The following is a 26,464-nucleotide window of genomic DNA, read 5'->3' on the forward strand; positions in this document are numbered from 1 at the left end:
TTAGTTGCCTCCAAACAGGCGCTCGAAGAATCCCTTCTTCTGTGCATCGAGGAAACGATGCTCGACGGTCTTGCCCAGCAGACGGTCAACCGCGTCGCTGTAGGCCTGGCCAGCATCGCTCTGGTCGTCGAGGATCACCGGTACGCCCTGGTTGGAGGCCTTGAGCACCGCCTGGGATTCCGGGATCACGCCCAGCAGGGTCACTGCCAGGATTTCCTTGACGTCTTCGACGCCGAGCATTTCGCCCTTGCTCACGCGCTCCGGGTTGTAGCGGGTCAGCAGCAGGTGTTCCTTGATCGGCTCTTCGCCTTTCTCGGCACGACGCGACTTGCTGGCCAGCAGGCCGAGCATGCGGTCGGAGTCACGTACCGAAGAGACTTCCGGGTTGGTCACGACAATCGCTTCGTCGGCGAAGTACATCGCCAGGTGGGCACCGGTCTCGATACCGGCCGGGGAGTCGCAGACCACGAACTCGAAGGTTTCCTTGAGTTCCATCAGGACTTTTTCCACGCCTTCCTTGGTCAGCGCGTCCTTGTCACGGGTCTGGCTGGCCGCCAGCACGTACAGGTTCTCCAGGCGCTTGTCCTTGATCAGGGCTTGCTGCAGGTTGGCTTCGCCGTTGACGACGTTGACGAAGTCATACACCACGCGGCGTTCGCAGCCCATGATGAGGTCGAGGTTACGCAGGCCGACGTCGAAGTCGACGATCACTGTCTTGTGGCCGCGCAGCGCGAGGCCGGTACCGATGGCGGCGCTGGTGGTGGTCTTACCCACACCACCCTTGCCGGATGTAACCACGAGAATCTTGGCCAAGGTGTTTCACCCCTAAGGAAAAAGGACTTTCCAGTCCCTGAAGAACGTCACTGAAAAACAACTGTAGTCGTGCAGCTTCAACTGGGAGACGACGAAATGTTCAAAGTACCGGGGGTAAATGTTTACATTTCGTGTTTTCTTACGTCGTTGAAGCTGTTTTCGCTACGAGAAGGCGACGTTTTGGAAATGGCGGCAAGTATCCGTTAAAGACGGATGATGTTCAACACGTCGCCGGACAAGCTGATCTGAACGCCCGACCCCCATAGCGGATCGCGACGCAAATCCTCGGAAACCTTGTACTGGCCGGCAATCGAGATCAGTTCGGCACTCAACTGCTGGCAGAAAATCCGCGCCTTGGTGTCGCCCTTGACGCCGGCCAGGGCACGACCACGCATCGGCCCGTAAACATGGATGTTGCCATCGGCCAGAAGTTCCGCGCCGGGGCTGACGGAAGACACCACCACCAGGTCGCCGCCCTGGGCGTAGACCTGCTGGCCGCCGCGTACCGGGGTGGTGATGATTTTCGTCGGCTTGATGGTCGGCTCCGGCGGTTTTTCCGGTTTTTTCTTCACTTCGCCTTCCGTCGGATCGACCGGACGTTCGCGGGCACCGGACGGCGGCAGGACGGGCAGGTCGATGGCAATGGCGGCGGCAATGTCTTCGATGCGGTTGGCGCGGATCGCCAGGGTCCGCAGGCCGTGTTGCCGGCAGACGCGCATCAGGCCGGGCAGGTCGATGGCGCCCTGGTCGGCGGGTAGCTTGTCCAGCGCCAGGACCAGCGGGGTGTTGCTGAAGAAGTTGGGGGCCTGGGCAACCTTGGCAGCCAGTTGGCGGTCGAGGACATCGAGGTTGTTCTGCGACAGTTCCAGCACCGTGATGGCGAGCATGCTGCCCTTCAGCTGGAACACGGGATCCTGGTCTAGCGGTTCGGTTTGGCTCATGGTCGGCATAACGCGGCTTGTCACTAAAAGTGCCGAGACTTATAACGAGAACGCCCGCGCCCCGCAAGCCGGGTCGAACCGTTGTAGAATGCGCGGCCCTGTGTTTGTCCGGAATCATTAATGGATCGCCCGCGTTTTCGAGCCGCTTTTTTTCACCCGCGCTACTGGTTGCTCTGGTTGGGGCTGGGGCTGTTGTGGTTGATTGTCCAGTTGCCTTATGGCGCGCTGCTGTGGATCGGCCGTGTGCTGGGGGCGTTGATGTATCGGGTGGCCGGTGAGCGCCGGCGGATCGCCGCGCGCAACCTCGAGCTGTGTTTTCCGGAGAAGTCCGCCGCCGAGCGCAGCCGTCTGCTCAAGGAGAACTTCGCCTCCACCGGTATCGCCTTCTTCGAAATGGCCATGAGCTGGTGGTGGGCCAAGCCGCGCCTGGCGCGCCTGGCCCATATCGAGGGAATCGAGCATCTGAAGCAGGCCCAGCTCGAGGGCAAGGGCGTAATCCTCATGGCCCTGCATTTCACCACCCTGGAGATCGGTGCGGCCCTGCTCGGCCAGCAACACACCATCGACGGCATGTATCGCGAGCACAAGAACGCGCTGTTCGATTTTATCCAGCGCCGTGGGCGTGAGCGGCACAACCTCGACTCCCTGGCCGTCGAGCGCGACGACGTGCGCGGCATGCTCAAGTTGCTGCGCTCCGGCCGGGCGATCTGGTACGCCCCCGACCAGGACTATGGCATCAAGCAGAGCATCTTCGTACCACTGTTCGGCATCCAGGCGGCGACCGTCACCGCGACCAGCAAGTTTGCCCGCCTGGGCAAGGCGCTGGTGGTGCCATTTACCCAGGAGCGCCTGGCCGATGGCAGCGGCTATCGGCTGGTGATCCATCCGCCGCTGGCGGATTTCCCCGCCGACTCCGAAGAGGCCGATTGCCTGCGCATCAACCGCTGGGTCGAAGTGTCGTTGCGCGAATGCCCCGAGCAGTACCTGTGGACCCATCGCCGCTTCAAGAGCCGGCCGCCGGGAGAGCCCAGGCTCTACGATAAAAAACGCCGCTAAACCGTCGCCTGCCCTTGCTGCAAGGGAAGGCCCTGGTGTATCAGGTAGCTCATGATGACGAGCTACCTGATTGACGGAGTGTCGCGATGAGTCCAGCTGAACCGGTTACCGGCCTGATTCTCTCGGGTGGGGGCGCACGAGCCGCGTATCAGGTGGGAGTGCTGGCGGCGATTGCCGAGCTGTTGCCGGCCGGGGCGGCCAACCCGTTTCCGGTGATCGTCGGCACGTCGGCGGGGGCGATCAATGCGGTCAGCCTCGCCAGCGGGGCGATGAACTTCACTGCCGCCATCGAGCGCCTGACCGCCTTCTGGCAGAACTTTCGCAGTCACCGGGTATTGCGCAGCGACTGGCCAGGGGTGATCCACCAGGCGACCCGTTTTGTCGGCCACAGCCTGCTCGGCCTCGGTGCGCAAGTGCCGGTGGCCCTGCTCAACAGCTCGCCACTGCGCGATCTGCTCAACGAAAAGATCCATCTGCCGGGCATCGAGCAGGCCATCGAGCACCAGCAATTGCGTGCCGTCGCGGTGACCGCCTTTGGTTATGAGTCGGGCCAGGCGGTGACCTTCTACCAGGGCAAGGGCACCATCGACTCCTGGTTGCGCCATCGCCGCATCGGCCTGCCGACCCAGTTGACCGTCGATCATCTGCTGGCCAGCTCGGCCATTCCATTGCTGTTCGCACCGGTCAAGCTCGACCAGGAGTATTTCGGCGACGGCGCCGTGCGGCAGTCGGCGCCGATCAGTCCGGCACTGCACCTGGGGGCCAGCCGTGTGCTGGTGGTCGGGGTCAGCGGCAACCCGCGCGGGGTCGATACCCAGGCCACCACCGAACGCATCTATGGCGGGCAGCAGCCGAGCCTGGCGCAGATCGGCGGGCATATGCTCAACAGCACCTTTATTGACAGCCTGGAAAGCGACATCGAGTTGTTGCAGCGACTGAACCAGTTCAGTCAGTTGCTGCCGCCGCAACCGCGCAGCCTGGGCCTGGCACCGGTGGACGTGCTGGTGATCGCGCCGAGCCAGCCGATCGATGAGATCGCCGCGCGCCATCGCCATGAGCTGCCGCCGGCGTTGCGCCTGTTCCTGCGCGGGCCGGGCGCCACCAAGACCAGTGGTGCCGGCGTGCTCAGCTACCTGTTGTTCGAGGCCGGTTACTGCAGCGAGTTGATCGAACTCGGCCGCCGCGATGCGATGGCCAAGCGGGACGAGCTGTGTCGCTTCCTCGGCCTGCCCCAGGCTTCGGTGATGTTACAGACAGCTTCCGCACTGTAGGCGCTGGCTTGCCGGCGATAGCGTCCACAAGATCACTGCAAGGGCCTCATCGCCGGCAAGCCGGCTTCTACAGCAGGTGCTCCGACAGGTAGCGGGCGACCGACTCCTCGGTGCAGGCACCGATGGTTTCGTGTTCCGGCAGGGCCTGCATCACCTTGTGATGGGCGGTGCCCATGATCAGGCCCTTGCCGGCCATCGTGAGCATCTCGACATCGTTCATGCCGTCGCCGAAGGCGATGCATTGGCTCATGGGCACATCGAGGAATTCGGCGAGCTTTTTCAGGGCGTTGCCCTTGGACACGGTGCTGGCCATCATTTCCAGGCACCAGGGCGCCGAAAAGGTGCTGTGCACCGCGTCGCCCACCAGGGCCTTGAGTCGTCCGTCGAGCAGCACCAGCGCGTCGTGGTCCTTGTTCCTGTGGATAAAAAACACTTTCTCGATCGCCTCGACCGGAAACGCATCGACAGCCAGGACCGTGGGCTGGAAGTCATCGTTATGGTTGAAGTCCTCGAGCAACTGGCTGTCGGCGTTGGTGATCCAGCGCGAGTCGCAGTAGGCGTTGATCACCAGGTCCGGGTCGGCCCTGGTCGCGTCGAGCAATGCCCGGACCACGGGTTCCGCCAGGTGCTCGCTGGCCGTCAGGTTCTTGCAGGCGCTGGTGATGCGGGCGCCGTTGGAAGTGATCAGGTGCACCGGCAGCGAGTAGTCGCGCAGGATCGACTCGACGTCGGGTTGGCTGCGACCGGTGGCGATCACCACGTGCCTGCCGGATTCGACGAGCCGGGTCAGGACCGACCGGGAAAACTCGCCGATGCGGTCGTCCGCAAGCAGCAGGGTTCCGTCCAGATCGGAGGCGATGAGGCTGTACATGGTGGTGTCCTTGACCGTGGGGAGTAGCAGGAGTCTGCCCGGCAGGACGGTAGAGATCAATTGTGTCGTTCGGTTGACAGCGACCCGCCCCGGACGGAGCGGGCCGCTGTCCGGGGCGGGGCGATTACTCGGCGATCTGCAGCTTGCGCGCCTCGGTATACACGTAGCGCACCTTCTCGTATTCGAACGGCGAGTTCAGCTGGCCGTAGCGGAAACTGGTGGTGTAGCGCTTGTCGATGGCCCGCAGGGCGTAGATTTCCGGATGGTTTTCGCTGACCTCGGCGACGTTGAGGAAGTTGATCTGGGATTCGGCGGTGAAGTCGAAGACCAGGCCGCCGGTATCACGCAGGTTCGACGGGCCGAAGAACGGCAGCACCAGGTAGGCACCGCCCGGCACGCCATAGAAGCCCAGGGTCTGGCCGAAGTCTTCGCTCTGGCGCGGCAGGCCCATCTTCGTCGCCGGATCCCACAGGCCGGCGACGCCGATGGTGGTGTTGAGCAGCAGCCGCCCGGTGGTTTCCAGCGAGCGCTTGCCCTTGAGCTGGAACAGGCTGTTGAGCAGGTTGGAAATATCCCCCAGGTTGCCGAAGAAATTGCTCACCCCTTCGCGCAGGAAGGTCGGCGTGACATAGCGGTAACCGTCGACCACCGGCAGGAACACCCACTCGTCGAAGCGGTAGTTGAAGTGGTAGACGCGGCGGTTCCAGGACTCCAGCGGGTCGTAGACGTTCAGCGCGTTGAGCGTCGAGCGTTCGAATTCGCGCTGGTCCAGGCCCGGGTTGAACTTGAGTTTCTTCAACGGCTCGGTGAAGCCATCCGGGTCGGGTGCCACGGTGTCGTGGGCCTTGCTGTTGTCCGCCTGGGCGTAGCCTGCGCAGAGCAGGGCAGCGATAAGCATCAGATGTTTAGCCACGGAAAAACTCCAGCATGGCGTCTGCGTTGACGCGGTAATTGAGGTTGCCGCAGTGGCCGCCGTGAGGGTAGACGGTCAGGCGGTCGCCAAAGGTGCTGCGCAGGAAGCCCAGGTCGCCCGGACCGAGGATGACGTCGTCGGCGTTGTGCATGACGGCGATTTTCGGGCTGTCATGCAGGTAGTCCTTGAGGGCATAGAGGCTGACCTGGTCCACCAGTTGCAGCAAGCTGCCGCCGTCGGTACGGGCGCGCCACATCGGAATCACCTGTTCGGTCAGGTAGCAGTCGAAGTCGCATTGCAGGGCACGCTTGAGCATGGGCGTCAGGCTGGTGCCCTCGGTGATCGGGTACTTGGGCGGGGTGATCAGGCCGCGGCGGTTGATCAGGTCCGAGGTAAAGGCGATGTCCGCGGCCGAGAACCGGAAGGACGTGCCGATCAGCATGGCCATCTGTTCGTTGGTCAGGTGCTGCCTGGACTGCTGGAAGTCGTAGAGCAGGGCGTCGTTGAGGTCGATATAGCCTTTCTGCTGGAAGTAGCGGGTCAGCTTGGCCAGGACCAGTTCATAGAAAGTCGTGGTGTTGTTGATGCCCTTGACCTCGGTCTGGACCAGCTTGTCGAGGTTGGTGATCGAGGTATAGAGGTTGACCGGCGGATTGAGCAGCAGGACTTTCTTGAAGTTGAAGCTGCGGCGGGTCTCGTCCAGCTTGCTGACAAAGGCCGCATCCAGGGCGCCGAGGCTGTAGCCGGTGAGGTAGAAGTCGGTCACCGGCAGTTTCGGGTTCTGCGCCCGTACCGCCTGCATCACCCGGTACATGTCTTCGGCGTCTTCCTTGCTCACCCCGGGCGTGGCGAAGCGCGAGGCGGCGCTCATGAAGTCGAAGCTGGTGGGCGACGACAGCTGGACGACGTGGTAGCCGGCCTTGTAATAGAGCTTTTTCAGGTACTCGTTGATGCTGCTGTCATAGCGTGCGCCGGTGCCGGCGATCAGGAAGATCAGCGGCGCGGCGTGGTCCTGCCGGGCGATGCGGTAGGTGAGCTTCTTGACCGCCCAGAAGTTGTCCGGGAGGGTGAACTCGCGTTCCGGTCGCAGTTTCAACTGGTAGTCGGACTGGTCGATGTCCTCGTTGCTGGGCAGTTGCGGGCGCAGTTCCGGCGGGGTCGTGGCGATGGTCGCTTCGAACGGGTTGGTCAACGGATAGCCATAGCTGGCGGCGTCGACATCGACCGCCAGCGCGGACGCACTCAAAATGAGGCCGCCGATGAAAGCAGCGAGGCGCAGAGAACGGAGCATGACTACATCCCTTTAAAGGAGAATGCTGAATGGGGGTCGCAGGCTATGACCACTACGCTAGTGCCGAAGTGCCATGTCCCATTGCATAAATAATGCAATCGGCGTGTATTCATTCAGACCATAGCCTACAGACGATACACTTTGCCTCATTTTGCTGACCAGCCAGGCGTTGTTTACGCTTGCATGCGCCGTCTTGGCGATTATGCTGGGCGCCGTTTTCGCCTATCGGAGTTGTTCATGTCCCGCCGTCTGCCGCTGATCCTGCTGTTTATCGTCCTGCCCCTGTGGCTGGCTGCCAGTTACGGCGTGCGCTACGGGTTGATGGAGGACGGGCAGTGGGTCGGTATCTGCGTCGATGAGGCGCTGCGCTGGGAGTGCCAGGCGCGTTCGAACCTGGGCTGGCTGATTCATTTCAAGGTGCTGGGCTGGGCTGCCCTGGGCGCGGCGGTGCTGGCGTTCCTGGTGCCGGGGCGTGCCGGTCGGGTGCTGGCGGTGCTGGCACTGCTGGTCGGTTTTCCGGCGCTGGCGTTGTACAACACCAGCCTGGCGGTATTTGCGGTGGTGATTGGCGGGTTGCGCCTGGTCAGGTCGGCCTGAGCGCAGGTCTCGACCTGTAGGGGGCGGCCTGCTGGCGATTGTGGTGTGTCAGGCAACAAGGTAGTTGACTGCGACATCGCAATCGCCAGTAAGCCGGCTCCCACGGACCAGGCTCCCGCGGATCAGGGGCGTACGCGCAGGCTGCGCCATAGCGCGGCGACCATCAGTACGCTGACCGCCGCCCAGCCCCAGGCCTGCGGGTTTTCCAGGCCTTCGCGATACAGTTGCGGGGCGATCCCGGCGCCGATGATAAAGGCCAGTAGGGCGGTTTCCCCGCGCGGGGCGCGGACCGGGCGAACCAGGAAGGCCAGCGCCGGCAACAGCAGCGCCGCACTCGGGAAGCTGCGATAGCGCGGGTCCAGGACCAGTTCCAGCATCATTACCGCGCCGGCGAACCCGGCGCTCGCCAGCAGCCAGCCGGCACGTCGCTCCAGCCATTCGAAGGCGCCCGCGCGCCAGCCGGCCCGGCTGCCCAGGGCCAGGGTGGCGTGGCTCAGCACCAGCAGGTTCAGGCCCAGCAGCAAGGCTGCCCAGATCCATTCGCTGGCAAAGCGGCTGGTCACCCGCACCAATTCACCCCAGGCGCCGATGGAACAGGCGGCCAGTGCGCCGAGCAGCGGCAGGACCAGGGCGGCCCGGGTACTGCGCACGCGCCCACCGATGAGCAGGGTGCCGAGCAGGACCAGGCCACCAAACACCAGCCACTGCGGCCAGTACGGCAGGTTCGATACCGGCCCGGCGAGGATGCCCTTGTCCTGGCGGTCGGCGTCGAACAGTCCCCAGTAGCCGCCGACCGCACCTTCGCTGCCGCGCTTCCAGGGCTGGTCGAAGGCTTCGATCAGGTTGTAGTGCCAACCGTTCTGTTCGGCCAGGGTGACAAAGCCGCGAATGAAACGGGCTTCGTTGACCCGGCTCGGCAGCGCGGTTTCGCGCTGGCGCCCTTCGCTCGGCCAGCCGGTTTCACCGATCAGGATATCCTTGGGCGCGAAGCGGTTGCCGAAGGTCTGGCGAATCTGCGCCACATGATCGATGGCCGCGTCGATTCCCGCCGGATCGTCTTCCCAGTAGGGCAGCAGGTGAATGGTCAGGAAGTCCACCGCCGGCGCGACGTCCGGGTGGCTGAGCCAGAATTCCCAGACGTCGGCATAGGTCACCGGCTGTTTCACATGCGCCTTGACCTTGTGGATCAGCCTGACCAGCTGTGGCGCCGTGACTTCCTTGCGCAGCAGGGCTTCGTTGCCGACGATCACCGCGGTGACCACGTCGGCGTTGGCGTTGGCCGAGGCGATCAGGGCATCGACTTCCTTTTCCGTGTCCACCGGGTTGCTGTTGACCCAGGCGCCGATCATCAGCTTCAGGCCGTGCTTGCGCGCCAGCTCCGGCAGGGCCTCCAGGCCGGTCATGGAGTAGGTGCGAATGCACTCGAAGCGGGTCGCCAGCAGGGCCAGGTCGGCATCCATGCGCTCCGGGCGCGGCTTGAACGGCTGGTCGAAGGGCGATTGATCCTTGTCGAACGGTGTGTAGGACGCGCATTGCAGCTTGTGCGTCGGGGTCGCGGCATCCGGCAGGATCACCGGCTGGCCGAGGCCGTACCAGAAACCACAGAGGGCGAAAATGCCCAGCAGGCAGGCGAACAGATAGGGCAGGAGCGGGAAGCGGGCGGTGGCGGGCATGGTCAGGCCGTCTGGGAACAAAGCCGCGCATATTACCCGGAATTACCCGGGCCTTGGGCCTGTGCAGTATTTTGTCATGCAAAGTTCGGGCGCAATAAATGTGGGACTTTTCCGAAGCGTTGATTGCTGGCGTTCTGATGTCGTTTCTCGCTGCCTTGAGGTCGCTGCCAGAGCAGGTCGATTGACGGGTCGGGTTGATGATCAGGGCGTCAGTACTCCGCTGATGATCGAACGGGTTTGGCCGTGAGGCGTGAAGGGGGCGCCGTGCACCATAACTATACGTTGATGCCGCTCGACAGCCGTCGGGCGCAGCACTTTCGGGGAAGTAACGATGAAGATGCGACGACTCTTAGGCGCAGGTGCCGCTCTGGTGCTTGCGGTCAGCTCCAACCTGGCCAGTGCCGATGCCAAGACCGTGACCATTGGTTACGTCGATGGCTGGTCCGATAGCGTTGCCACCACCAACGTGGCGGCTGAAGTGATCAAGCAGAAGTTGGGTTACGACGTGAAGTTGCAGGCTGTCGCCACCGGGATCATGTGGCAGGGCGTCGCCACCGGCAAGCTCGATGCGATGCTGTCTGCCTGGCTGCCGGTCACCCATGGCGAGTACTGGGCCAAGAACAAGGACAAGGTGGTCGACTACGGCCCCAACTTCAAGGACGCCAAGATCGGGCTGATCGTGCCGGAGTACGTCAAGGCCAAATCCATCGCCGACCTCAAGGACGATACGACCTTCAAGAACAAGATCGTCGGTATCGATGCCGGCTCGGGTGTGATGCTCAAGACCGACCAGGCCATCAAGGACTACGGCCTCGACGCCTACAAGCTGCAAGCCAGCTCGGGCGCGGCGATGATCGCCGAACTGACCCGTGCCGAAGAGAAGAACGAATCCATCGCCGTGACCGGCTGGGTACCGCACTGGATGTTCGCCAAGTGGAAACTGCGTTTCCTCGACGATCCGAAGGGCGTGTACGGCGCGGCTGAAACCGTGAACAGCATCGGCAGCAAGGGCCTGGACAAGAAAGCGCCGGAAGTGGCGGCTTTCCTGAAAAAATTCCAGTGGGCCTCGAAAGACGAAATCGGCGAAGTCATGCTGGCGATCCAGGACGGTGCCAAGCCTGAAGTGGCGGCCAAGGACTGGGTTGCCAAGCACCCCGACCGCGTCGCCGAGTGGACCAAATAATACCCCGAAGGCTCTAGACCGCTGTATCGAAGGCCGCCCGGCAGTCCTGCCCGGCGGCCTTCGTGTTTCCGTTTGTTGAAGATTTGCCTCGCAGCCTGCCGTCGCCCCGAATCTGGACTAGTGTCGTTCTAATACTAAGGTCGTCTGGTTTCGCTTCCACAGCCGCCTAAAGTGAAAAATGTTTCATCTCATCTGTGCTGCGAGGATAAAAACAATGAACGACAGCATTTACCTCTCGATTCAGAACAGCCCGCGTTTCAAGGAGCTGGTCAGAAAAAGGGAACGATTCGCCTGGATTCTTTCGGCGATCATGCTTGGGTTGTATTCGGGCTTCATTCTTCTGATTGCGTACGGGCCACAGGTGTTGGGTGCCAAGCTCAGTCCCACGTCTTCCGTTACCTGGGGGATACCGATTGGTGTCGGGCTGATTGTTTCGGCCTTTATTCTCACGGCAATCTACGTGCGTCGCGCCAATGGCGAATTCGACGACCTGAACAATGCGATTCTCAAGGAGGCTCAGCAATGATCCGGCGTCTTCTAGCAGCCTTGGGCGTCATGGCCTTCGCTCCCACCCTGTGGGCCGCCGATGCGTTGGCCGGCGAAGTGCACAAGCAACCCCTCAACGTCTCGGCGATCGTGATGTTCATCGCGTTTGTCGGTGCCACCCTGTGCATCACCTACTGGGCCTCCAAGCGCAACAAGTCGGCTGCCGACTATTATGCGGCGGGCGGCAAGATCACCGGTTTCCAGAACGGCCTGGCGATTGCCGGCGACTACATGTCGGCGGCGTCCTTCCTGGGGATTTCCGCGCTGGTGTTCACCTCCGGCTACGATGGCCTGATCTACTCCATCGGCTTCCTGGTGGGCTGGCCGATCATCCTGTTCCTGATCGCCGAGCGCCTGCGCAACCTGGGCAAGTACACCTTTGCCGACGTGGCGTCCTACCGCCTCGGGCAAACCCAGATCCGTTCGCTGTCGGCCTGCGGTTCGCTGGTGGTGGTGGCGTTCTACCTGATCGCGCAGATGGTCGGTGCCGGCAAGCTGATCCAGCTGCTGTTCGGCCTCGACTACTATGTGGCGGTGATCCTGGTAGGCATCCTGATGTGCCTCTATGTGTTGTTCGGCGGCATGCTGGCCACCACCTGGGTACAGATCATCAAGGCGGTGCTGCTGCTGTCGGGTGCCTCGTTCATGGCGCTGATGGTGATGAAGCACGTCAACTTCGACTTCAACACGCTGTTCTCCGAAGCGATCAAGGTTCACCCCAAGGGTGAGGCGATCATGAGCCCGGGCGGCCTGGTGAAAGATCCGATCTCGGCGTTCTCCCTCGGCCTGGCGCTGATGTTCGGCACCGCCGGCCTGCCGCATATCCTGATGCGCTTCTTCACCGTGAGCGACGCCAAGGAAGCGCGCAAGAGCGTGCTGTATGCCACCGGTTTCATCGGCTACTTCTACATCCTGACCTTTATCATCGGCTTTGGCGCGATCCTGCTGGTCAGCACCAATCCGGCGTTCAAGGATGCCGCGGGTGCCTTGCTGGGTGGTAACAACATGGCGGCGGTACACCTGGCCAACGCGGTGGGTGGCAGCGTCTTCCTCGGCTTCATCTCGGCGGTGGCGTTCGCGACCATCCTCGCGGTAGTGGCGGGTCTGACCCTGGCCGGCGCTTCGGCGGTGTCCCATGACCTGTATGCCAGCGTGATCAAGAAGGGCAAGGCCAACGAGAAGGATGAGATCCGGGTGTCGAAGATCACCACCATTGCCCTTGGCGTGCTGGCGATCGGCCTGGGCATTCTCTTCGAAAGCCAGAACATCGCGTTCATGGTCGGCCTGGCGTTCTCCATTGCCGCCAGTTGCAACTTCCCGGTGCTGCTGCTCTCCATGTACTGGAAGAAGCTGACCACCCGTGGCGCCATGATCGGCGGCTGGATGGGCCTGGTCAGCGCGGTGGGCCTGATGATCCTCGGCCCGACCATATGGGTGCAGATCATGCATCACGAGAAGGCTATCTTCCCGTATGAGTACCCGGCGCTGTTCTCGATGATCATTGCGTTTGTCGGGATCTGGTTCTTCTCCATCACCGACAAGTCGGCTGCAGCCGAGAACGAGCGGGCGCTGTTCTTCCCGCAGTTCGTGCGTTCGCAGACCGGTCTGGGGGCGAGTGGGGCGGTTTCCCACTGAGGGAGTACCGGCTTCCCTATATAAGTTGTGCCGAAACGAAAAGCCCTGGTCGAGAGACCGGGGCTTTTTTATGGGGGGCGCAGGTGGCGGCCTTGAGTCTCGTGCTGCCTGTCAGGGCCTCTTCGCGGGCAAGCCCGCTCCCACGGTTGGGTGTCGACCACAAGCCGGCGTACGACACGAGCCTGTAGGAGCCGGCTTGCTGGCGATGGGAGCGCCGTGGTGGATCAGGTAGGCCGCGTTACCGTTCATCGCGGGCAAGCCCTGCTCCCACGGGGCGGTGGCACACCTTGTGGGAGCGGGCTTGTCCGCGAAGGCGGCAGTGCGGGCGCCAGGAGTGTCCGCGGGCAGAAACGAACAGGGCCTCCAGATGGAGGCCCTGTCGGGTGCAGTCAAGGAGCTACCGTGAGGCAGACCTTACTTGCGGTCTTCCAGCTTGGTGATGTCACGCGACTCGTAGCCGGTGTACAGCTGGCGTGGACGGCCGATCTTGTACGGGCTGGAGAGCATTTCCTTCCAGTGGGAGATCCAGCCGACGGTCCGCGCCAGGGCGAAGATCACGGTGAACATGCTGGTTGGAATGCCGATCGCCTTGAGGATGATCCCCGAGTAGAAGTCGACGTTCGGGTACAGCGAGCGCTCGATGAAGTACGGATCGGTCAGGGCGATCTCTTCGAGGCGCATGGCCAGTTCCAGCTGAGGATCGTTGTTGATGCCCAGTTCCTTGAGGACTTCGTCGCAGGTCTGCTTCATCACGGTGGCGCGTGGGTCGCGGTTCTTGTAGACCCGGTGACCGAAGCCCATCAGCTTGAACGGATCGTTCTTGTCCTTGGCCTTGGCGATGAACTTGTCGATGTTCGAGACATCGCCGATTTCATCGAGCATGGTCAGTACCGCTTCGTTCGCACCGCCGTGGGCAGGGCCCCACAGTGCGGCGATACCGGCGGCGATACAGGCGAACGGGTTGGCACCCGAGGAGCCCGCCAGACGAACGGTGGAGGTCGATGCGTTCTGCTCGTGGTCGGCATGGAGGATGAAGATCCGGTCCATGGCCTTGGCAAGCACCGGGCTGATCGGTTTGATCTCGCACGGGGTGTTGAACATCATGTGCAGGAAGTTTTCCGCGTACGACAGGTCGTTGCGCGGGTACATCATGGGTTGACCCATGGAGTACTTGTAAACCATCGCTGCCAGGGTCGGCATCTTGGCCACCAGGCGGACCGCGGAAATTTCGCGGTGCTGGGGGTTATTGATGTCCAGGGAGTCGTGGTAGAAGGCCGACAGGGCGCCGACCACGCCGCACATGACGGCCATCGGGTGGGCGTCGCGACGGAAGCCGTTGAAGAAGGTCTTCAACTGCTCGTGCACCATGGTGTGGTTCTTCACGGTGCTGACGAACTTGGCTTTCTGCTCTGCGGTCGGCAGTTCGCCGTTGAGCAGCAGGTAGCAGGTTTCCAGGTAGTCCGATTTCTCGGCAAGTTGCTCGATCGGGTAGCCGCGATGCAGCAAAATGCCGTTATCGCCGTCGATATAGGTGATTTTCGACTCGCAGGATGCAGTCGACATGAAGCCAGGGTCGAACGTGAACCGGCCCGTGGCCGTCAGGCCCCGCACGTCGATTACATCGGGACCAACGGTGCCGGTTAAAATGGGCAGCTCGACGGGGGCTGCGCCCTCGATGATCAACTGCGCTTTTTTGTCAGCCATGTGGCCTCCTATTTATGCTTGAAATCATCAGACAGGCCCCCCACGCAGGGCCCGCACCACTATAGTGAGATAAATTCGAAAGTCAATTTGCCAAAAGTCATGCGCCAGAGGGCTTTGAGCGCCATTTTTCCTCGAAATTGACGGCTATTTACGCCTTTTATCCCACTAACGCAATGCACCATTAGGGGTAGTCCTTTGCGTTGTCATTAGTAGCCTAACTGTCTATACTCGGCGTCCGACCGCCAGGGGCTTTTGGGCCTGTTTTCATTGGGGGTCGTCACTCCCTGGGTGGTGGGTACCTGACCAGTGCACTTGCCCAACAACTTTGCCCTGATTGTTAGGGGCTCTTCAGTGTGAAAAAAGCCGTGAAAAGCCAACGACCTGTAAACCTAGACCTAAGGACCATCAAACTCCCAGTCACTGCTTACACGTCCATTCTTCACCGTATCTCCGGTGTCATCCTCTTTGTCAGCCTGGCCATCATGCTCTACGCATTGGACAAGTCGCTGAGCTCCGAGGAAGGCTTCGGTCAGGTGAAAGCGTGTCTGACCAGTCCGCTAGCCAAGCTAGTGATTTGGGGCATCCTGTCCGCCTTGCTGTATCACCTGGTTGCCGGCGTGCGCCATCTGATCATGGACATGGGCATCGGTGAGACGCTGGAAGGCGGCAAGCTGGGCTCGAAAATCGTTATCGCCGTTTCCGTGGTGGTAATCGTTCTGGCAGGAGTCTGGATATGGTAACTAACGTCACGAACCTCTCGCGTTCGGGCCTCTATGACTGGATGGCACAGCGCGTGTCGGCGGTCGTTCTCGCGGCTTACTTCCTGTTCCTGATCGGATACATCATTGCGAACCCAGGCCTGGGCTATGCCCAGTGGCATGAGCTGTTCTCTCACGGCTGGATGCGCATCTTCAGTCTGCTGGCCCTGGTGGCCCTGGGCGCTCACGCCTGGGTCGGCATGTGGACCATCGCGACCGACTACCTGACGCCGATGGCGTTCGGCAAGTCCGCGACTGTAGTGCGTTTCCTTTTCCAGGTGGTATGCGGCGTTGCGATGTTCGCGTACTTCGTCTGGGGTGTGCAGATTCTCTGGGGTATCTGATTCATGGCTAACATTCCAACGATTTCTTTCGACGCCATCATCATCGGCGGCGGCGGCGCGGGTATGCGTGCCGCCCTGCAGCTGGCTCAGGGCGGTCACAAGACGGCCGTGATCACCAAGGTGTTCCCGACCCGTTCGCACACCGTGTCCGCCCAGGGTGGCATCACCTGCGCCATCGCTTCGGCCGACCCGAACGACGACTGGCGCTGGCACATGTACGATACCGTCAAGGGTTCCGACTACATCGGTGACCAGGACGCTATCGAGTACATGTGTCAGGAAGGCCCGGCTGCGGTGTTCGAACTGGACCACATGGGCCTGCCGTTCTCCCGTACCGAATCCGGCCGCATCTACCAGCGTCCGTTCGGCGGCCAGTCCAAGGACTTCGGCAAGGGCGGCCAGGCGGCACGTACCTGCGCAGCCTCTGACCGTACCGGTCACGCGCTGCTGCACACCCTCTACCAGGGCAACCTGAAAGCCGGCACCACCTTCCTGAACGAGTACTACGCCGTTGACCTGGTGAAGAATCAGGACGGTGCGTTCGTCGGTGTGATCGCCATCTGCATCGAAACCGGTGAAACCTCCTACATCCGCTCGAAAGCCACCGTATTGGCCACCGGCGGTGCGGGGCGCATCTACGCTTCGACCACCAACGCCCTGATCAACACCGGTGATGGCGTCGGCATGGCCCTGCGTGCCGGCGTACCGGTACAAGACATCGAAATGTGGCAGTTCCACCCGACCGGCATCGCCGGCGCCGGCGTCTTGGTGACCGAAGGTTGCCGTGGTGAAGGTGGTTACCTGATCAACAAGCACGGCGAGCGTTTCATGGAGCGTTATGCTCCGAACGCGAAGGACCTGGCTGGTCGCGACGTGGTTGCCCGTTCGATGGTGAAGGAAATCATCGCTGGCAACGGTTGCGGTCCGAATGGCGACCACGTGATGCTCAAGCTCGACCACCTGGGCGAGGAAGTGCTGCACAGCCGTCTGCCAGGCATCTGCGAACTGTCGAAGACTTTCGCGCACGTCGACCCGGTTGTTGCCCCGGTTCCGGTCGTACCGACCTGCCACTATATGATGGGCGGCGTTGCCACCAACATTCATGGCCAGGCCATCACCCAGAACGCCGAAGGCGTGGACCAGATCATTCCTGGCCTGTTCGCGGTAGGTGAAGTGGCTTGCGTATCGGTTCACGGCGCCAACCGCCTGGGCGGCAACTCGCTGCTCGACCTGGTGGTCTTCGGCCGTGCGGCCGGCCTGCACCTGGAAAAAGCCCTGACCGACGGCATCGAATACGATGACGCCACCGACGCTGACATCGAAGCTGCCCTGGCGCGTCTGTCCGCCCTGAACGAGCGTACCGATGGCGAAGACGTGGCAACCCTGCGTCGCGAGCTGCAAAGCTGCATGCAGAACTACTTCGGTGTATTCCGTACTGGCGAATACATGCAGAAGGGTATCGCGCAACTGGCCGATCTGCGCAAGCGTATCGCCAACGTGAAGATCAACGATAAGTCGCAGGCGTTCAACACTGCCCGTATCGAAGCGCTGGAACTGCAAAACCTGCTGGAAGTGGCCGAAGCAACCGCTATCGCCGCCGAAGTGCGCAAAGAGTCCCGCGGCGCCCATGCCCGTGAAGACTTCGAAGATCGTGACGACGAAAACTGGCTGTGCCACACCCTGTACTTCCCGGGTGACAAGCGCGTCACCAAGCGAGCCGTGAACTTCTCGCCGAAGACCGTTCCGACTTTCGAACCTAAAGTCCGGACTTATTAAGGGTGACCGCCATGTTGCAAGTCGAAGTTTATCGTTACAACCCTGACACCGACTCAGCCCCGAAAACCCAGGTTTTCCAGGTCGATACCGGTGGCAAGGACCTGATGGTGCTGGACGTGCTGGCGCTGATCAAGGAGCAGGACGAAGGGTTCTCCTATCGTCGCTCCTGCCGTGAAGGCGTTTGCGGTTCCGACGGCATGAACATCAACGGCAAGAACGGCCTGGCGTGCATCACGCCGCTGTCCGCCGTGGTCAAGGGTAACAAGCTGGTTGTTCGTCCTCTGCCTGGTTTGCCGGTTATCCGTGACCTGGTCGTCGATATGAGCATCTTCTACAAGCAATACGAGAAGGTTAAGCCATTCCTGCAGAACGACACGCCGGCTCCGGCCATCGAGCGTCTGCAGTCCCCTGAAGAGCGTGAAAAGCTCGACGGCCTGTACGAGTGCATCCTGTGCGCTTGCTGCTCGACGTCCTGCCCGTCCTTCTGGTGGAACCCGGACAAGTTCCTGGGCCCGGCCGCCCTGCTGCAAGCCTACCGCTTCCTGGCAGACAGCCGCGACACCAAGACGACCGAGCGCCTGGCTTCGCTGGATGACCCGTTCAGCGTCTTCCGCTGCCGCGGGATCATGAACTGCGTCAACGTATGTCCGAAAGGCCTGAACCCGACTAAGGCCATCGGTCACATCCGTAACATGCTGCTGCAGAGCGGCGTGTGACTCAGCTGCTGTAACCCGGCTGTTGTAGAACCGGTGTTGTAAAGAGTGGCATCGCTGTACCCGTAGAGAGCTGCGGCGCAGGCTTCAACCCGCGCCGTGGTTTTAACCTGAGCGACGGCTCACAAAGCTGTGGCTCTTATTTTGAAGAAATGAGACCAGCAGGGGCATCCGGGCTGGTACCCGGACTATCAGCGTGATCCTAGGTGGCTTGTTCAGGTCGCGGCATTCGGACTTTTGCAAGCTTGCTCGGTGTTTTCGCCGGTGGTGTCCCCTAACCGAGGGTGACCAAGCATGCAAGAAAGCGTGATGCAGCGCATGTGGAACAGCGGCTATCTTTCAGGTGGTAACGCTGCCTATGTGGAAGAGCTTTATGAGCTCTACCTGCACGACCCTAACGCTGTGCCAGAAGAATGGCGCACCAAATTTCAGACGTTGCCCGCTGACGGCAACGCTGCCACCGATGTATCGCACTCGACAATCCGCGAGCATTTCGTGTTGCTGGCAAAGAACCAGCGCCGCGCCCAACCGGTATCTGCCGGCAGCGTGAGCAGTGAGCACGAGAAGAAGCAGGTTGAAGTGCTGCGATTGATCCAGGCCTATCGGATGCGTGGCCACCAGGCAGCCCAGCTTGACCCGCTGGGACTGTGGCAGCGTCCTGCACCTGCAGACCTGTCGATCAATCATTACGGCTTGACCAATGCCGATCTTGATACGACCTTCCGTGCCGGCGACCTGTTCATCGGCAAAGAGGAAGCGAGCCTACGCGAAATTCACGAAGCGTTGCAGCAGACATATTGCCGCACCATCGGCGCCGAGTTCACGCACATCGTCGATTCCGAGCAGCGCCACTGGTTCCAGCAGCGCCTGGAAAGCGTGCGCGGCCGTCCAACCTTCTCCGCCGATATCAAGAGCCACCTGCTCGAGCGCGTCACCGCCGCGGAAGGCCTGGAAAAATACCTGGGTACCAAATACCCGGGCACCAAGCGTTTCGGCCTGGAAGGTGGCGAGAGCCTGATTCCGATGCTGGACGAGATGATCCAGCGTTCCGGCTCCTACGGCACCAAGGAAATCGTTATCGGCATGGCCCACCGCGGCCGTCTCAACGTGCTGGTCAACACCTTCGGCAAGAACCCGCGCGAGTTGTTCGACGAGTTCGAAGGCAAGAAGAAGGTCGAGCTGGGTTCCGGTGACGTCAAGTACCACCAGGGCTTCTCGTCCAACGTGATGACCACCGGTGGCGAAGTTCACCTGGCCATGGCGTTCAACCCGTCCCACCTGGAAATCGTTTCCCCGGTGGTCGAGGGTTCGGTTCGTGCCCGCCAGGACCGTCGCAACGATGCGACCGGTGACAAGGTTCTGCCGATTTCCCTCCACGGTGACGCTGCGTTCGCAGGTCAGGGCGTGGTCATGGAAACCTTCCAGATGTCGCAGACCCGCGGCTTCAAGACGGGCGGCACGATCCACATCGTGATCAACAACCAGGTCGGTTTCACCATCAGCAACCCGCTGGACTCGCGTTCCACCGAGTACGCCACCGACGTCGCGAAGATGATCCAGGCGCCGATCCTCCATGTGAATGGCGATGATCCGGAAGCCGTGCTGTTCGTGACCCAGCTGGCTGTCGACTACCGCATGCAGTACAAGCGCGACGTGGTGATCGACCTGGTCTGCTACCGTCGTCGTGGTCACAACGAGGCTGACGAGCCAAGTGGCACCCAGCCGCTGATGTACCAGCAGATCACCAAGCAGCGCACCACCCGTGAGCTGTACGCCGAGCGCCTGGTTCAGGCCAAGGTGCTGGATGACGCGCGCGTGCAGGCGAAGGTCGACGAATACCGCAACGCCCTGGACAACGGTCTGCACGTGGTCAAGAGCCTGGTCAAGGAACCGAACAAGGAGTTGTTCGTCGACTGGCGCCCTTACCTGGGTCACGCGTGGACTGCACGTCACGATACCCGCTTCGATCTGAAGACCCTGCAGGAACTGTCCGCCAAGCTGCTGGAAATTCCGGAAGGCTTCGTGGTCCAGCGCCAGGTCGCGAAGATCTACGAAGATCGTCAGAAAATGCAGGCCGGCGGCTTGCCGATCAACTGGGGTTACGCCGAAACCATGGCGTACGCGACCCTGGCGTTCGAAGGTCACCCGATCCGCATGACCGGCCAGGACATCGGCCGTGGTACGTTCTCGCACCGTCATGCCGTGCTGCACAACCAGAAGGACGCGGGCACCTACATTCCGCTGCAGAACCTGTACGAGGGTCAGCCACGCTTCGACCTGTACGACTCGTTCCTGTCGGAAGAAGCGGTCCTGGCGTTCGAGTACGGTTACTCGACCACCACGCCGAATGCCCTGGTTATCTGGGAAGCCCAGTTCGGCGACTTCGCCAACGGTGCCCAGGTGGTTGTCGACCAGTTCATCACCAGTGGCGAGCACAAGTGGGGTCGTCTGTGCGGCCTGACCATGCTGCTGCCGCACGGTTATGAAGGTCAGGGTCCGGAGCACTCCTCGGCCCGTCTGGAGCGCTACCTGCAACTGTGCGCCGAGCACAACGTCCAGGTTTGCGTGCCGACCACCCCGGCTCAGATCTACCACCTGCTGCGTCGTCAGGTCATCCGTCCGCTGCGCAAGCCGCTGATCGTGCTGACACCGAAGTCGCTGCTGCGTCACAAGCTGGCGATCTCCACGCTGGAAGATCTGGCCGAAGGCTCGTTCCAGACCGTTATCCCGGAAATCGACGCCCAGGATCCGAAAAAGGTCCAGCGCCTGGTTCTGTGCAGCGGCAAGGTCTACTACGACCTGCTGGAAAAACGCCGTGCCGAAGAGCGTGACGATATCGCCATCGTGCGTATCGAGCAGTTGTACCCATTCCCTGAGGACGACCTGATCGAAGTCCTGGCTCCGTACAAGAACCTCAAACATATCGTTTGGTGTCAGGAAGAGCCGATGAACCAGGGTGCCTGGTACAGCAGCCAGCATCACATGCGTCGCATCATCAGCGGCCACGACAAGTCGCTCGCACTCGAGTACGCCGGTCGTGACGCTTCTGCTGCTCCTGCTTGTGGTTATGCATCGATGCACGCCGAGCAGCAGGAAAAACTGTTGCAAGATGCCTTTACTGTTTAACGCCTCGCGCACCTGAAACCGAATTTAAGGAACCACAGATAATGGCTATCGAGATCAAAGCCCCCCAATTTCCGGAATCGGTTGCCGATGGCACCGTTGCCACCTGGCACAAGCAGCCGGGCGATGCGGTCAAGCGCGACGACCTGATCGTCGACATCGAGACCGACAAGGTGGTACTGGAAGTCCTGGCTGAAGCCGACGGCGTTCTGGGCGCTATCGTTGCCAACGAAGGCGACACCGTTCTTTCCGCACAGGTACTGGGCTCCATCGAAGAGGGCGGTGCTGCCGCCGCTGCTCCTGCTGCCGCGCCTGCCGCCGCCGCCCAAGCTGCTGCCCCGGCTGCCGCCGGTGGTGAAGACGATCCGGTTGCTGCTCCGGCCGCGCGCAAGCTGGCTGAAGAAAACGGCATCAACATCGCTTCCGTTGCCGGCACCGGCAAGGGTGGTCGTGTGACCAAGGAAGACGTGGTCGCTGCCGTCGCCGCGAAGAAAGCCGCTCCGGCTGCTGCTCCGGCCAAGGCTGCCGCCCCGGCTGCCGCTGCTCCTGTGTTCGCCGCCGGCGACCGCACCGAGAAGCGTGTACCGATGACCCGCGTACGTGCCACCGTGGCCAAGCGTCTGGTCGAAGCCCAGTCGAACATGGCGATGCTGACCACCTTCAACGAAGTCGACATGACCGAAGTCATGGCCCTGCGTTCGAAGTACAAGGACCTGTTCGAGAAGTCCCACAACGGCGTACGCCTGGGCTTCATGTCGTTCTTCGTGAAAGCGGCCACCGAGGCGCTGAAGCGCTTCCCGGCTGTCAACGCCTCGATCGACGGCGCGGACATCGTCTACCACGGCTACGCCGACGTCGGTGTCGCCGTTTCCAGCGACCGTGGCCTGGTGGTACCGGTACTGCGTAACGCCGAACTGATGAGCCTGGCCGAAATCGAAGGCGGCATCGCCACCTTCGGCAAGAAGGCCCGTGACGGCAAGCTGTCCATCGACGAAATGACCGGCGGTACGTTCACCATCACCAACGGTGGTACATTCGGCTCGATGATGTCGACCCCGATCGTCAACCCGCCACAAGCGGCGATCCTGGGTATGCACAACATCATCCAGCGTCCGATGGCAATCAACGGTCAGGTCGTGATCCGTCCGATGATGTACCTGGCTCTGTCCTACGATCACCGTTTGATCGACGGTAAAGAAGCTGTGACCTTCCTGGTTACCATCAAGAACCTGCTGGAAGACCCGGCTCGTTTGCTGCTGGATATCTGATTTTGCCCAAAGGGCAGGGCGCCTGGCGCCTTGCCCGCCGTGTAAATGACCAGCTTCGTCCCACGACGGTCGCCAAAAGCGGCCGTCCGGTTTGATTCGATAAGGAATGACACATGACTCAGAAATTCGACGTGGTAGTGATCGGCGCGGGTCCTGGCGGCTATGTAGCCGCCATCAAGGCCGCGCAACTTGGCCTCAAGACTGCCTGCATCGAGAAGTACCAGGACAAAGAGGGCAAGCTGGCTCTCGGCGGTACTTGCCTGAACGTGGGCTGCATTCCCTCCAAGGCGCTGCTGGACAGCTCCTGGAAGTACCATGAAGCCAAGGATGCCTTCGCCATCCACGGTATCACCACCGGTGACGTGAAGATGGACGTCCCGGCGATGGTCGGTCGCAAGGCCAACATCGTCAAGGGTCTGACCAGCGGTGTTGCCACCCTGTTCAAGGCCAACGGCGTGACTTCGATCGAAGGCCACGGCAAGCTGCTGGCCGGCAAGAAAGTCGAAGTGACCGGTCCGGATGGCGTTGTCCAGGTCATCGAAGCCGAGAACGTGATCCTGGCTCCAGGTTCGCGTCCGATCGACATCCCGCCTGCTCCGGTTGACCAGAAGGTGATCGTCGATTCGACCGGCGCCCTGGAATTCCAAGCCGTACCGAAGCGCCTTGGCGTGATCGGTGCCGGCGTGATCGGCCTGGAACTGGGTTCCGTCTGGTCCCGCCTGGGCGCTCAGGTGACTGTCCTGGAAGCCCTGGACACGTTCCTGCTGGCCGCTGACACCGCGGTGTCCAAGGAAGCGCTGAAAACCCTGACCAAACAAGGTCTGGACATCAAGCTGGGCGCTCGCGTGACCGGCTCCAAGGTCAACGGCGAAGAAGTGGTCGTGACCTATACCGACAAGGATGGCGAACAGACCATCACTTTCGACAAGCTGATCGTAGCCGTTGGTCGTCGTCCGGTGACCACCGACCTGCTGGCTGCCGACAGCGGCGTGACCCTCGACGAGCGTGGCTTCATCCACGTCGACGATCACTGCGCGACCACCGTTCCAGGCGTCTACGCCATCGGTGACGTGGTTCGCGGCATGATGCTGGCTCACAAGGCTTCGGAAGAAGGCATCATGGTTGTCGAGCGCATCAAGGGCCACAAGGCCCAGATGAACTACGACCTGATCCCGTCGGTTATCTACACCCACCCGGAAATCGCGTGGGTCGGTAAAACCGAACAGGCCTTGAAAGCTGAAGGCGTTGAAGTTAACGTCGGCACCTTCCCGTTTGCCGCCAGTGGCCGTGCCATGGCAGCCAACGATACCGGTGGTTTCGTCAAGGTCATCGCTGATGCCAAGACCGACCGCGTCCTGGGCGTCCACGTGATTGGCCCAAGCGCGGCCGAGCTGGTACAGCAAGGCGCAATCGGTATGGAATTCGGCACCAGCGCCGAAGACCTGGGCATGATGGTCTTCTCCCATCCGACCCTGTCCGAAGCGTTGCACGAAGCGGCATTGGCAGTGAATGGCGGCGCCATCCACATTGCCAACAAGAAAAAACGCTAAGCGAATAATAAGAAACCACGGCGGATCGCCCGTCGTGAGCCTTGCGCGCAAGACTCACCGCGGAACATCCGCTGGACGCAGTCTTGCGTTGTTTCGCCGGGCGACCGGATAACGACGCAAGCAGCAGTCACAGGTGGTGCGGCACTGCAATCAGTGCAGCACCGAACGCGCAGTACCTAACGAAGACGGTAAAAAGCATGAATCTTCACGAGTATCAGGGTAAGCAGCTGTTCGCTGAATACGGCCTGCCAGTATCCAAAGGCTACGCGGTAGACACCCCGGAAGAAGCAGCAGAAGCTTGCGACAAGATCGGTGGTTCCGAGTGGGTTGTAAAAGCCCAGGTTCACGCCGGTGGTCGCGGTAAAGCGGGCGGCGTCAAGCTGGTTCGCAGCAAAGAAGACGCTAAGGCCTTCGCACAGCAGTGGCTGGGCAAGCGTCTGGTGACCTATCAGACTGACGCCAATGGCCAGCCTGTCACCAAGATCCTGGTTGAATCGTGCACTGATATCGCTAAAGAGCTGTACCTGGGCGCTGTCGTTGACCGTTCGAGCCGTCGCATCGTGTTCATGGCTTCCACCGAAGGTGGCGTGGACATCGAGAAAATCGCTCACGACACCCCTGAGAAAATCCTCAAGGCCACTATCGATCCACTGGTTGGCGCTCAGCCATTCCAGGGTCGCGAGCTGGCATTCCAGCTGGGTCTGGAAGGCAAGCAGGTTGCCCAGTTCGCCAAGATCTTCGTTGGCCTGGCCAAGCTGTTCAAGGATCACGACCTGGCACTGCTGGAAGTGAACCCGCTGGTGATCAAGGCCGACGGCGATCTGCATTGCCTCGATGCCAAGATCAACATCGACGCCAACGCCATGTACCGTCAGCCTAAGCTGAAAACCTTCCACGATCCGTCCCAGGACGATCCGCGCGAAGCGCACGCTGCCAAGTTCGAACTGAACTACGTGGCCCTGGAAGGCAACATCGGCTGCATGGTCAACGGTGCCGGCCTGGCCATGGGTACCATGGACATCGTCAACCTGCATGGCGGCAAACCAGCCAACTTCCTCGACGTGGGCGGTGGTGCTACCAAGGAACGCGTAACCGAAGCGTTCAAGATCATCCTGTCCGACACCAACGTCGCTGCAGTACTGGTCAACATCTTCGGCGGCATCGTTCGTTGCGACATGATTGCCGAAGGCATCATCGGTGCAGTGAAAGAAGTCGGCGTGAAAATCCCGGTTGTTGTGCGCCTTGAAGGCAACAACGCTGAACTGGGCGCTAAAGTACTGGCAGAAAGCGGCTTGAACATCATCGCTGCTACCAGCCTGACCGACGCTGCTCAACAAGTTGTCAAAGCTGCGGAGGGCAAATAATGAGCGTCCTGATCAATAAAGACACCAAAGTTATCTGCCAGGGTATTACCGGTTCGCAAGGTAGTTTCCACACCCAGCAAGCCATCGAATACGGCACCAAGATGGTCGGTGGCGTAACACCGGGCAAAGGCGGCACCGAGCACCTGGGTCTGCCAGTGTTCAACACCGTGAAAGACGCTGTAGCAGCCACTGGCGCCACCGCCAGCGTGATCTACGTTCCGGCTCCTTTCTGCAAGGACTCGATCCTGGAAGCGGCATTCGGCGGCATCAAGCTGATCGTCTGCATCACCGAAGGCATTCCTACCCTGGACATGCTGGACGCCAAGGTCAAGTGCGACGAACTGGGCGTGATCCTGATCGGCCCTAACTGCCCAGGCGTGATCACTCCAGGCGAATGCAAGATCGGCATCATGCCAGGTCACATTCACTTGCCAGGCAAGGTCGGTATCGTTTCCCGTTCCGGCACCCTGACCTACGAAGCTGTGAAGCAGACCACTGACGCCGGTTTCGGTCAGTCGACCTGCGTCGGCATCGGCGGTGACCCGATCCCGGGTTCGAACTTCATCGACATCCTGAAGCTGTTCCAGGAAGACCCGAAGACCGAAGCGATCGTCATGATCGGCGAGATCGGCGGTTCGGCTGAAGAAGAAGCGGCTGCCTACATCAAGGCTCACGTGACCAAGCCGGTTGTTTCCTACATCGCTGGTGTGACTGCTCCTCCGGGCAAGCGCATGGGCCATGCTGGCGCAATCATCTCTGGCGGCAAAGGCACTGCAGACGAGAAGTTCGCTGCTCTGCAAGACGCAGGCGTGAAAACCGTGCGTTCGCTGGCAGACATCGGCAAGGCCCTGGCCGAGCTGACCGGTTGGGCTGTCAAGTAAGCCTCGCGCTTAGCTGACGCTCCACCAGCAAAGGCCACCTTCGGGTGGCCTTTGTGCTTTGTGGGTAGGGGAAAGGCCTGTGTCGTTTGTGCTGGCCTCTTCGCGGGCAAGCCCGCTCCCACAGTCAGATCCCACAGTCAGATCCCACAGTCAGATCCCACAGTCAGATCCCACAGTCAGATCCCACAGTCAG

The 26,464-nt window shown here is 61.2% G+C and carries 22 protein-coding genes; 15 read left to right on the plus strand and 7 right to left on the minus strand.

From position 1 onward, the window contains the following. On the minus strand, window positions 1-813 hold the full coding sequence (minD, locus tag ACL9RJ_RS28615; protein WP_017127819.1) for a septum site-determining protein MinD: 813 nt from the start codon (window positions 811-813) through the stop codon (window positions 1-3). 203 nt (window positions 814-1,016) lie between these two features. Next, window positions 1,017-1,754 (minus strand): septum site-determining protein MinC, encoded by a 738-nt coding sequence (gene minC, locus ACL9RJ_RS28620; protein WP_042936251.1) that lies wholly within the window; start codon window positions 1,752-1,754, stop codon window positions 1,017-1,019. 120 nt (window positions 1,755-1,874) lie between these two features. Between minC and ACL9RJ_RS28625 the strand changes: the two genes are divergently transcribed. Both ACL9RJ_RS28625 and ACL9RJ_RS28630 read left to right on the plus strand, forming a co-directional pair. After that, the gene (locus ACL9RJ_RS28625; RefSeq protein ID WP_177085275.1) at window positions 1,875-2,810 is read left to right on the plus strand and encodes a lipid A biosynthesis lauroyl acyltransferase; all 936 of its coding nucleotides are present in this window, start codon (window positions 1,875-1,877) and stop codon (window positions 2,808-2,810) included. An 86-nt stretch (window positions 2,811-2,896) separates the two neighbouring features. After that, the gene (locus ACL9RJ_RS28630; protein ID WP_042936100.1) at window positions 2,897-4,081 is read left to right on the plus strand and encodes a patatin-like phospholipase family protein; all 1,185 of its coding nucleotides are present in this window, start codon (window positions 2,897-2,899) and stop codon (window positions 4,079-4,081) included. Window positions 4,082-4,148: 67 nt separating this feature from the next. Here ACL9RJ_RS28630 and ACL9RJ_RS28635 read toward each other — a convergent pair whose 3' ends face one another. The 3 genes from ACL9RJ_RS28635 to ACL9RJ_RS28645 form a co-directional block, all read right to left on the minus strand. Then, window positions 4,149-4,952 carry a Cof-type HAD-IIB family hydrolase gene (locus tag ACL9RJ_RS28635; RefSeq protein ID WP_017127823.1) on the minus strand — a complete coding sequence of 268 codons (804 nt, stop codon included), beginning with the start codon at window positions 4,950-4,952 and terminating at the stop codon, window positions 4,149-4,151. A 124-nt stretch (window positions 4,953-5,076) separates the two neighbouring features. After that, entirely contained in the window at window positions 5,077-5,865 is a 789-nt protein-coding gene (locus tag ACL9RJ_RS28640) for an MlaA family lipoprotein (RefSeq protein ID WP_177085273.1), read from the minus strand. After that, on the minus strand, window positions 5,858-7,156 hold the full coding sequence (locus ACL9RJ_RS28645) for a serine protein kinase PrkA (RefSeq protein ID WP_017127825.1): 1,299 nt from the start codon (window positions 7,154-7,156) through the stop codon (window positions 5,858-5,860). The genes ACL9RJ_RS28640 and ACL9RJ_RS28645 overlap by 8 nt, the downstream gene beginning before the upstream one ends. 237 nt (window positions 7,157-7,393) lie before the next feature. Here ACL9RJ_RS28645 and ACL9RJ_RS28650 point away from each other — a divergent pair, with 237 nt between their 5' ends. Next, window positions 7,394-7,753: a hypothetical protein gene (locus tag ACL9RJ_RS28650; RefSeq protein WP_017127826.1), complete on the plus strand. Its 360-nt coding sequence runs from the start codon at window positions 7,394-7,396 to the stop codon at window positions 7,751-7,753. Between the two features lie 122 nt (window positions 7,754-7,875). Here the strand turns inward: ACL9RJ_RS28650 and ACL9RJ_RS28655 are convergent, their stop codons facing one another. Then, window positions 7,876-9,426, minus strand: coding sequence for a glycosyl hydrolase family 17 protein (locus ACL9RJ_RS28655; RefSeq protein ID WP_177085271.1), 1,551 nt, complete (start codon window positions 9,424-9,426; stop codon window positions 7,876-7,878). A gap of 331 nt (window positions 9,427-9,757) precedes the next feature. Between ACL9RJ_RS28655 and ACL9RJ_RS28660 the strand changes: the two genes are divergently transcribed. From ACL9RJ_RS28660 to ACL9RJ_RS28670, 3 genes are all read left to right on the plus strand, one after another. Then, window positions 9,758-10,609, plus strand: a complete 852-nt coding sequence (locus ACL9RJ_RS28660; protein WP_042936103.1) for a glycine betaine ABC transporter substrate-binding protein — start codon at window positions 9,758-9,760, stop codon at window positions 10,607-10,609. Window positions 10,610-10,823: 214 nt separating this feature from the next. Next, entirely contained in the window at window positions 10,824-11,135 is a 312-nt protein-coding gene (locus ACL9RJ_RS28665; RefSeq protein ID WP_017127829.1) for a DUF485 domain-containing protein, read from the plus strand. Then, a complete protein-coding gene (locus tag ACL9RJ_RS28670; protein ID WP_042936106.1) occupies window positions 11,132-12,790 on the plus strand; it encodes a cation acetate symporter in 1,659 nt (552 codons plus the stop codon). Before ACL9RJ_RS28665 ends, ACL9RJ_RS28670 begins: the two co-directional genes overlap by 4 nt. Before the next feature lie 414 nt (window positions 12,791-13,204). On the opposite strand, the gene gltA is transcribed toward ACL9RJ_RS28670, so the two are convergent. Beyond that, window positions 13,205-14,494 carry a citrate synthase gene (gene gltA / locus ACL9RJ_RS28675; RefSeq protein WP_017127964.1) on the minus strand — a complete coding sequence of 430 codons (1,290 nt, stop codon included), beginning with the start codon at window positions 14,492-14,494 and terminating at the stop codon, window positions 13,205-13,207. A gap of 353 nt (window positions 14,495-14,847) precedes the next feature. On the opposite strand from gltA, the gene sdhC reads away from it, so the two are divergent. The 9 genes from sdhC (at window position 14,848) to sucD (ending at window position 26,271) form a co-directional block, all read left to right on the plus strand. Further along, the gene (gene sdhC, locus ACL9RJ_RS28680) at window positions 14,848-15,234 is read left to right on the plus strand and encodes a succinate dehydrogenase, cytochrome b556 subunit (protein ID WP_177057650.1); all 387 of its coding nucleotides are present in this window, start codon (window positions 14,848-14,850) and stop codon (window positions 15,232-15,234) included. After that, window positions 15,228-15,596 (plus strand): succinate dehydrogenase, hydrophobic membrane anchor protein, encoded by a 369-nt coding sequence (gene sdhD / locus ACL9RJ_RS28685; protein WP_017127966.1) that lies wholly within the window; start codon window positions 15,228-15,230, stop codon window positions 15,594-15,596. Before sdhC ends, sdhD begins: the two co-directional genes overlap by 7 nt. 3 nt (window positions 15,597-15,599) lie before the next feature. Continuing rightward, window positions 15,600-17,372 (plus strand): succinate dehydrogenase flavoprotein subunit, encoded by a 1,773-nt coding sequence (gene sdhA, locus ACL9RJ_RS28690; RefSeq protein WP_017127967.1) that lies wholly within the window; start codon window positions 15,600-15,602, stop codon window positions 17,370-17,372. Between the two features lie 11 nt (window positions 17,373-17,383). After that, window positions 17,384-18,088: a succinate dehydrogenase iron-sulfur subunit gene (locus ACL9RJ_RS28695; protein ID WP_177057648.1), complete on the plus strand. Its 705-nt coding sequence runs from the start codon at window positions 17,384-17,386 to the stop codon at window positions 18,086-18,088. A 291-nt stretch (window positions 18,089-18,379) separates the two neighbouring features. Next, on the plus strand, window positions 18,380-21,211 hold the full coding sequence (locus ACL9RJ_RS28700; RefSeq protein WP_042936142.1) for a 2-oxoglutarate dehydrogenase E1 component: 2,832 nt from the start codon (window positions 18,380-18,382) through the stop codon (window positions 21,209-21,211). 41 nt (window positions 21,212-21,252) lie between these two features. Then, window positions 21,253-22,476, plus strand: coding sequence for a 2-oxoglutarate dehydrogenase complex dihydrolipoyllysine-residue succinyltransferase (odhB, locus tag ACL9RJ_RS28705; RefSeq protein ID WP_017127970.1), 1,224 nt, complete (start codon window positions 21,253-21,255; stop codon window positions 22,474-22,476). A gap of 113 nt (window positions 22,477-22,589) precedes the next feature. Further along, window positions 22,590-24,026 carry a dihydrolipoyl dehydrogenase gene (gene lpdA, locus ACL9RJ_RS28710; RefSeq protein ID WP_177085265.1) on the plus strand — a complete coding sequence of 479 codons (1,437 nt, stop codon included), beginning with the start codon at window positions 22,590-22,592 and terminating at the stop codon, window positions 24,024-24,026. A 197-nt stretch (window positions 24,027-24,223) separates the two neighbouring features. Continuing rightward, window positions 24,224-25,390 carry an ADP-forming succinate--CoA ligase subunit beta gene (sucC, locus tag ACL9RJ_RS28715; RefSeq protein ID WP_017127972.1) on the plus strand — a complete coding sequence of 389 codons (1,167 nt, stop codon included), beginning with the start codon at window positions 24,224-24,226 and terminating at the stop codon, window positions 25,388-25,390. Continuing rightward, window positions 25,390-26,271 carry a succinate--CoA ligase subunit alpha gene (sucD, locus tag ACL9RJ_RS28720; protein WP_017127973.1) on the plus strand — a complete coding sequence of 294 codons (882 nt, stop codon included), beginning with the start codon at window positions 25,390-25,392 and terminating at the stop codon, window positions 26,269-26,271. The genes sucC and sucD overlap by 1 nt, the downstream gene beginning before the upstream one ends. Window positions 26,272-26,464 lie beyond the last annotated feature (193 nt).

The organism is Pseudomonas sp. Mn2068 (assembly GCF_049319725.1).
GTDB classification, from domain to species: Bacteria; Pseudomonadota; Gammaproteobacteria; order Pseudomonadales; family Pseudomonadaceae; genus Aquipseudomonas; species Aquipseudomonas gingeri.

Excerpts from the sequence above, each read along its gene's own strand:
- sdhD (WP_017127966.1), top strand. The coding sequence starts at position 15,228 with ATGGTAACTAACGTCACGAACCTCTCGCGTTCGGGCCTCTATGACTGG.
- ACL9RJ_RS28655 (WP_177085271.1), bottom strand. The coding sequence starts at position 9,426 with ATGCCCGCCACCGCCCGCTTCCCGCTCCTGCCCTATCTGTTCGCCTGC.
- sucC (WP_017127972.1), top strand. The coding sequence starts at position 24,224 with ATGAATCTTCACGAGTATCAGGGTAAGCAGCTGTTCGCTGAATACGGC.
- minC (WP_042936251.1), bottom strand. The coding sequence starts at position 1,754 with ATGAGCCAAACCGAACCGCTAGACCAGGATCCCGTGTTCCAGCTGAAG.
- ACL9RJ_RS28695 (WP_177057648.1), top strand. The coding sequence starts at position 17,384 with ATGTTGCAAGTCGAAGTTTATCGTTACAACCCTGACACCGACTCAGCC.
- sucD (WP_017127973.1), top strand. The coding sequence starts at position 25,390 with ATGAGCGTCCTGATCAATAAAGACACCAAAGTTATCTGCCAGGGTATT.
- ACL9RJ_RS28645 (WP_017127825.1), bottom strand. The coding sequence starts at position 7,156 with ATGCTCCGTTCTCTGCGCCTCGCTGCTTTCATCGGCGGCCTCATTTTG.
- lpdA (WP_177085265.1), top strand. The coding sequence starts at position 22,590 with ATGACTCAGAAATTCGACGTGGTAGTGATCGGCGCGGGTCCTGGCGGC.
- gltA (WP_017127964.1), bottom strand. The coding sequence starts at position 14,494 with ATGGCTGACAAAAAAGCGCAGTTGATCATCGAGGGCGCAGCCCCCGTC.
- ACL9RJ_RS28700 (WP_042936142.1), top strand. The coding sequence starts at position 18,380 with ATGCAAGAAAGCGTGATGCAGCGCATGTGGAACAGCGGCTATCTTTCA.
- ACL9RJ_RS28670 (WP_042936106.1), top strand. The coding sequence starts at position 11,132 with ATGATCCGGCGTCTTCTAGCAGCCTTGGGCGTCATGGCCTTCGCTCCC.
- ACL9RJ_RS28635 (WP_017127823.1), bottom strand. The coding sequence starts at position 4,952 with ATGTACAGCCTCATCGCCTCCGATCTGGACGGAACCCTGCTGCTTGCG.
- sdhA (WP_017127967.1), top strand. The coding sequence starts at position 15,600 with ATGGCTAACATTCCAACGATTTCTTTCGACGCCATCATCATCGGCGGC.
- ACL9RJ_RS28650 (WP_017127826.1), top strand. The coding sequence starts at position 7,394 with ATGTCCCGCCGTCTGCCGCTGATCCTGCTGTTTATCGTCCTGCCCCTG.
- ACL9RJ_RS28665 (WP_017127829.1), top strand. The coding sequence starts at position 10,824 with ATGAACGACAGCATTTACCTCTCGATTCAGAACAGCCCGCGTTTCAAG.
- ACL9RJ_RS28625 (WP_177085275.1), top strand. The coding sequence starts at position 1,875 with ATGGATCGCCCGCGTTTTCGAGCCGCTTTTTTTCACCCGCGCTACTGG.
- ACL9RJ_RS28630 (WP_042936100.1), top strand. The coding sequence starts at position 2,897 with ATGAGTCCAGCTGAACCGGTTACCGGCCTGATTCTCTCGGGTGGGGGC.
- ACL9RJ_RS28660 (WP_042936103.1), top strand. The coding sequence starts at position 9,758 with ATGAAGATGCGACGACTCTTAGGCGCAGGTGCCGCTCTGGTGCTTGCG.
- odhB (WP_017127970.1), top strand. The coding sequence starts at position 21,253 with ATGGCTATCGAGATCAAAGCCCCCCAATTTCCGGAATCGGTTGCCGAT.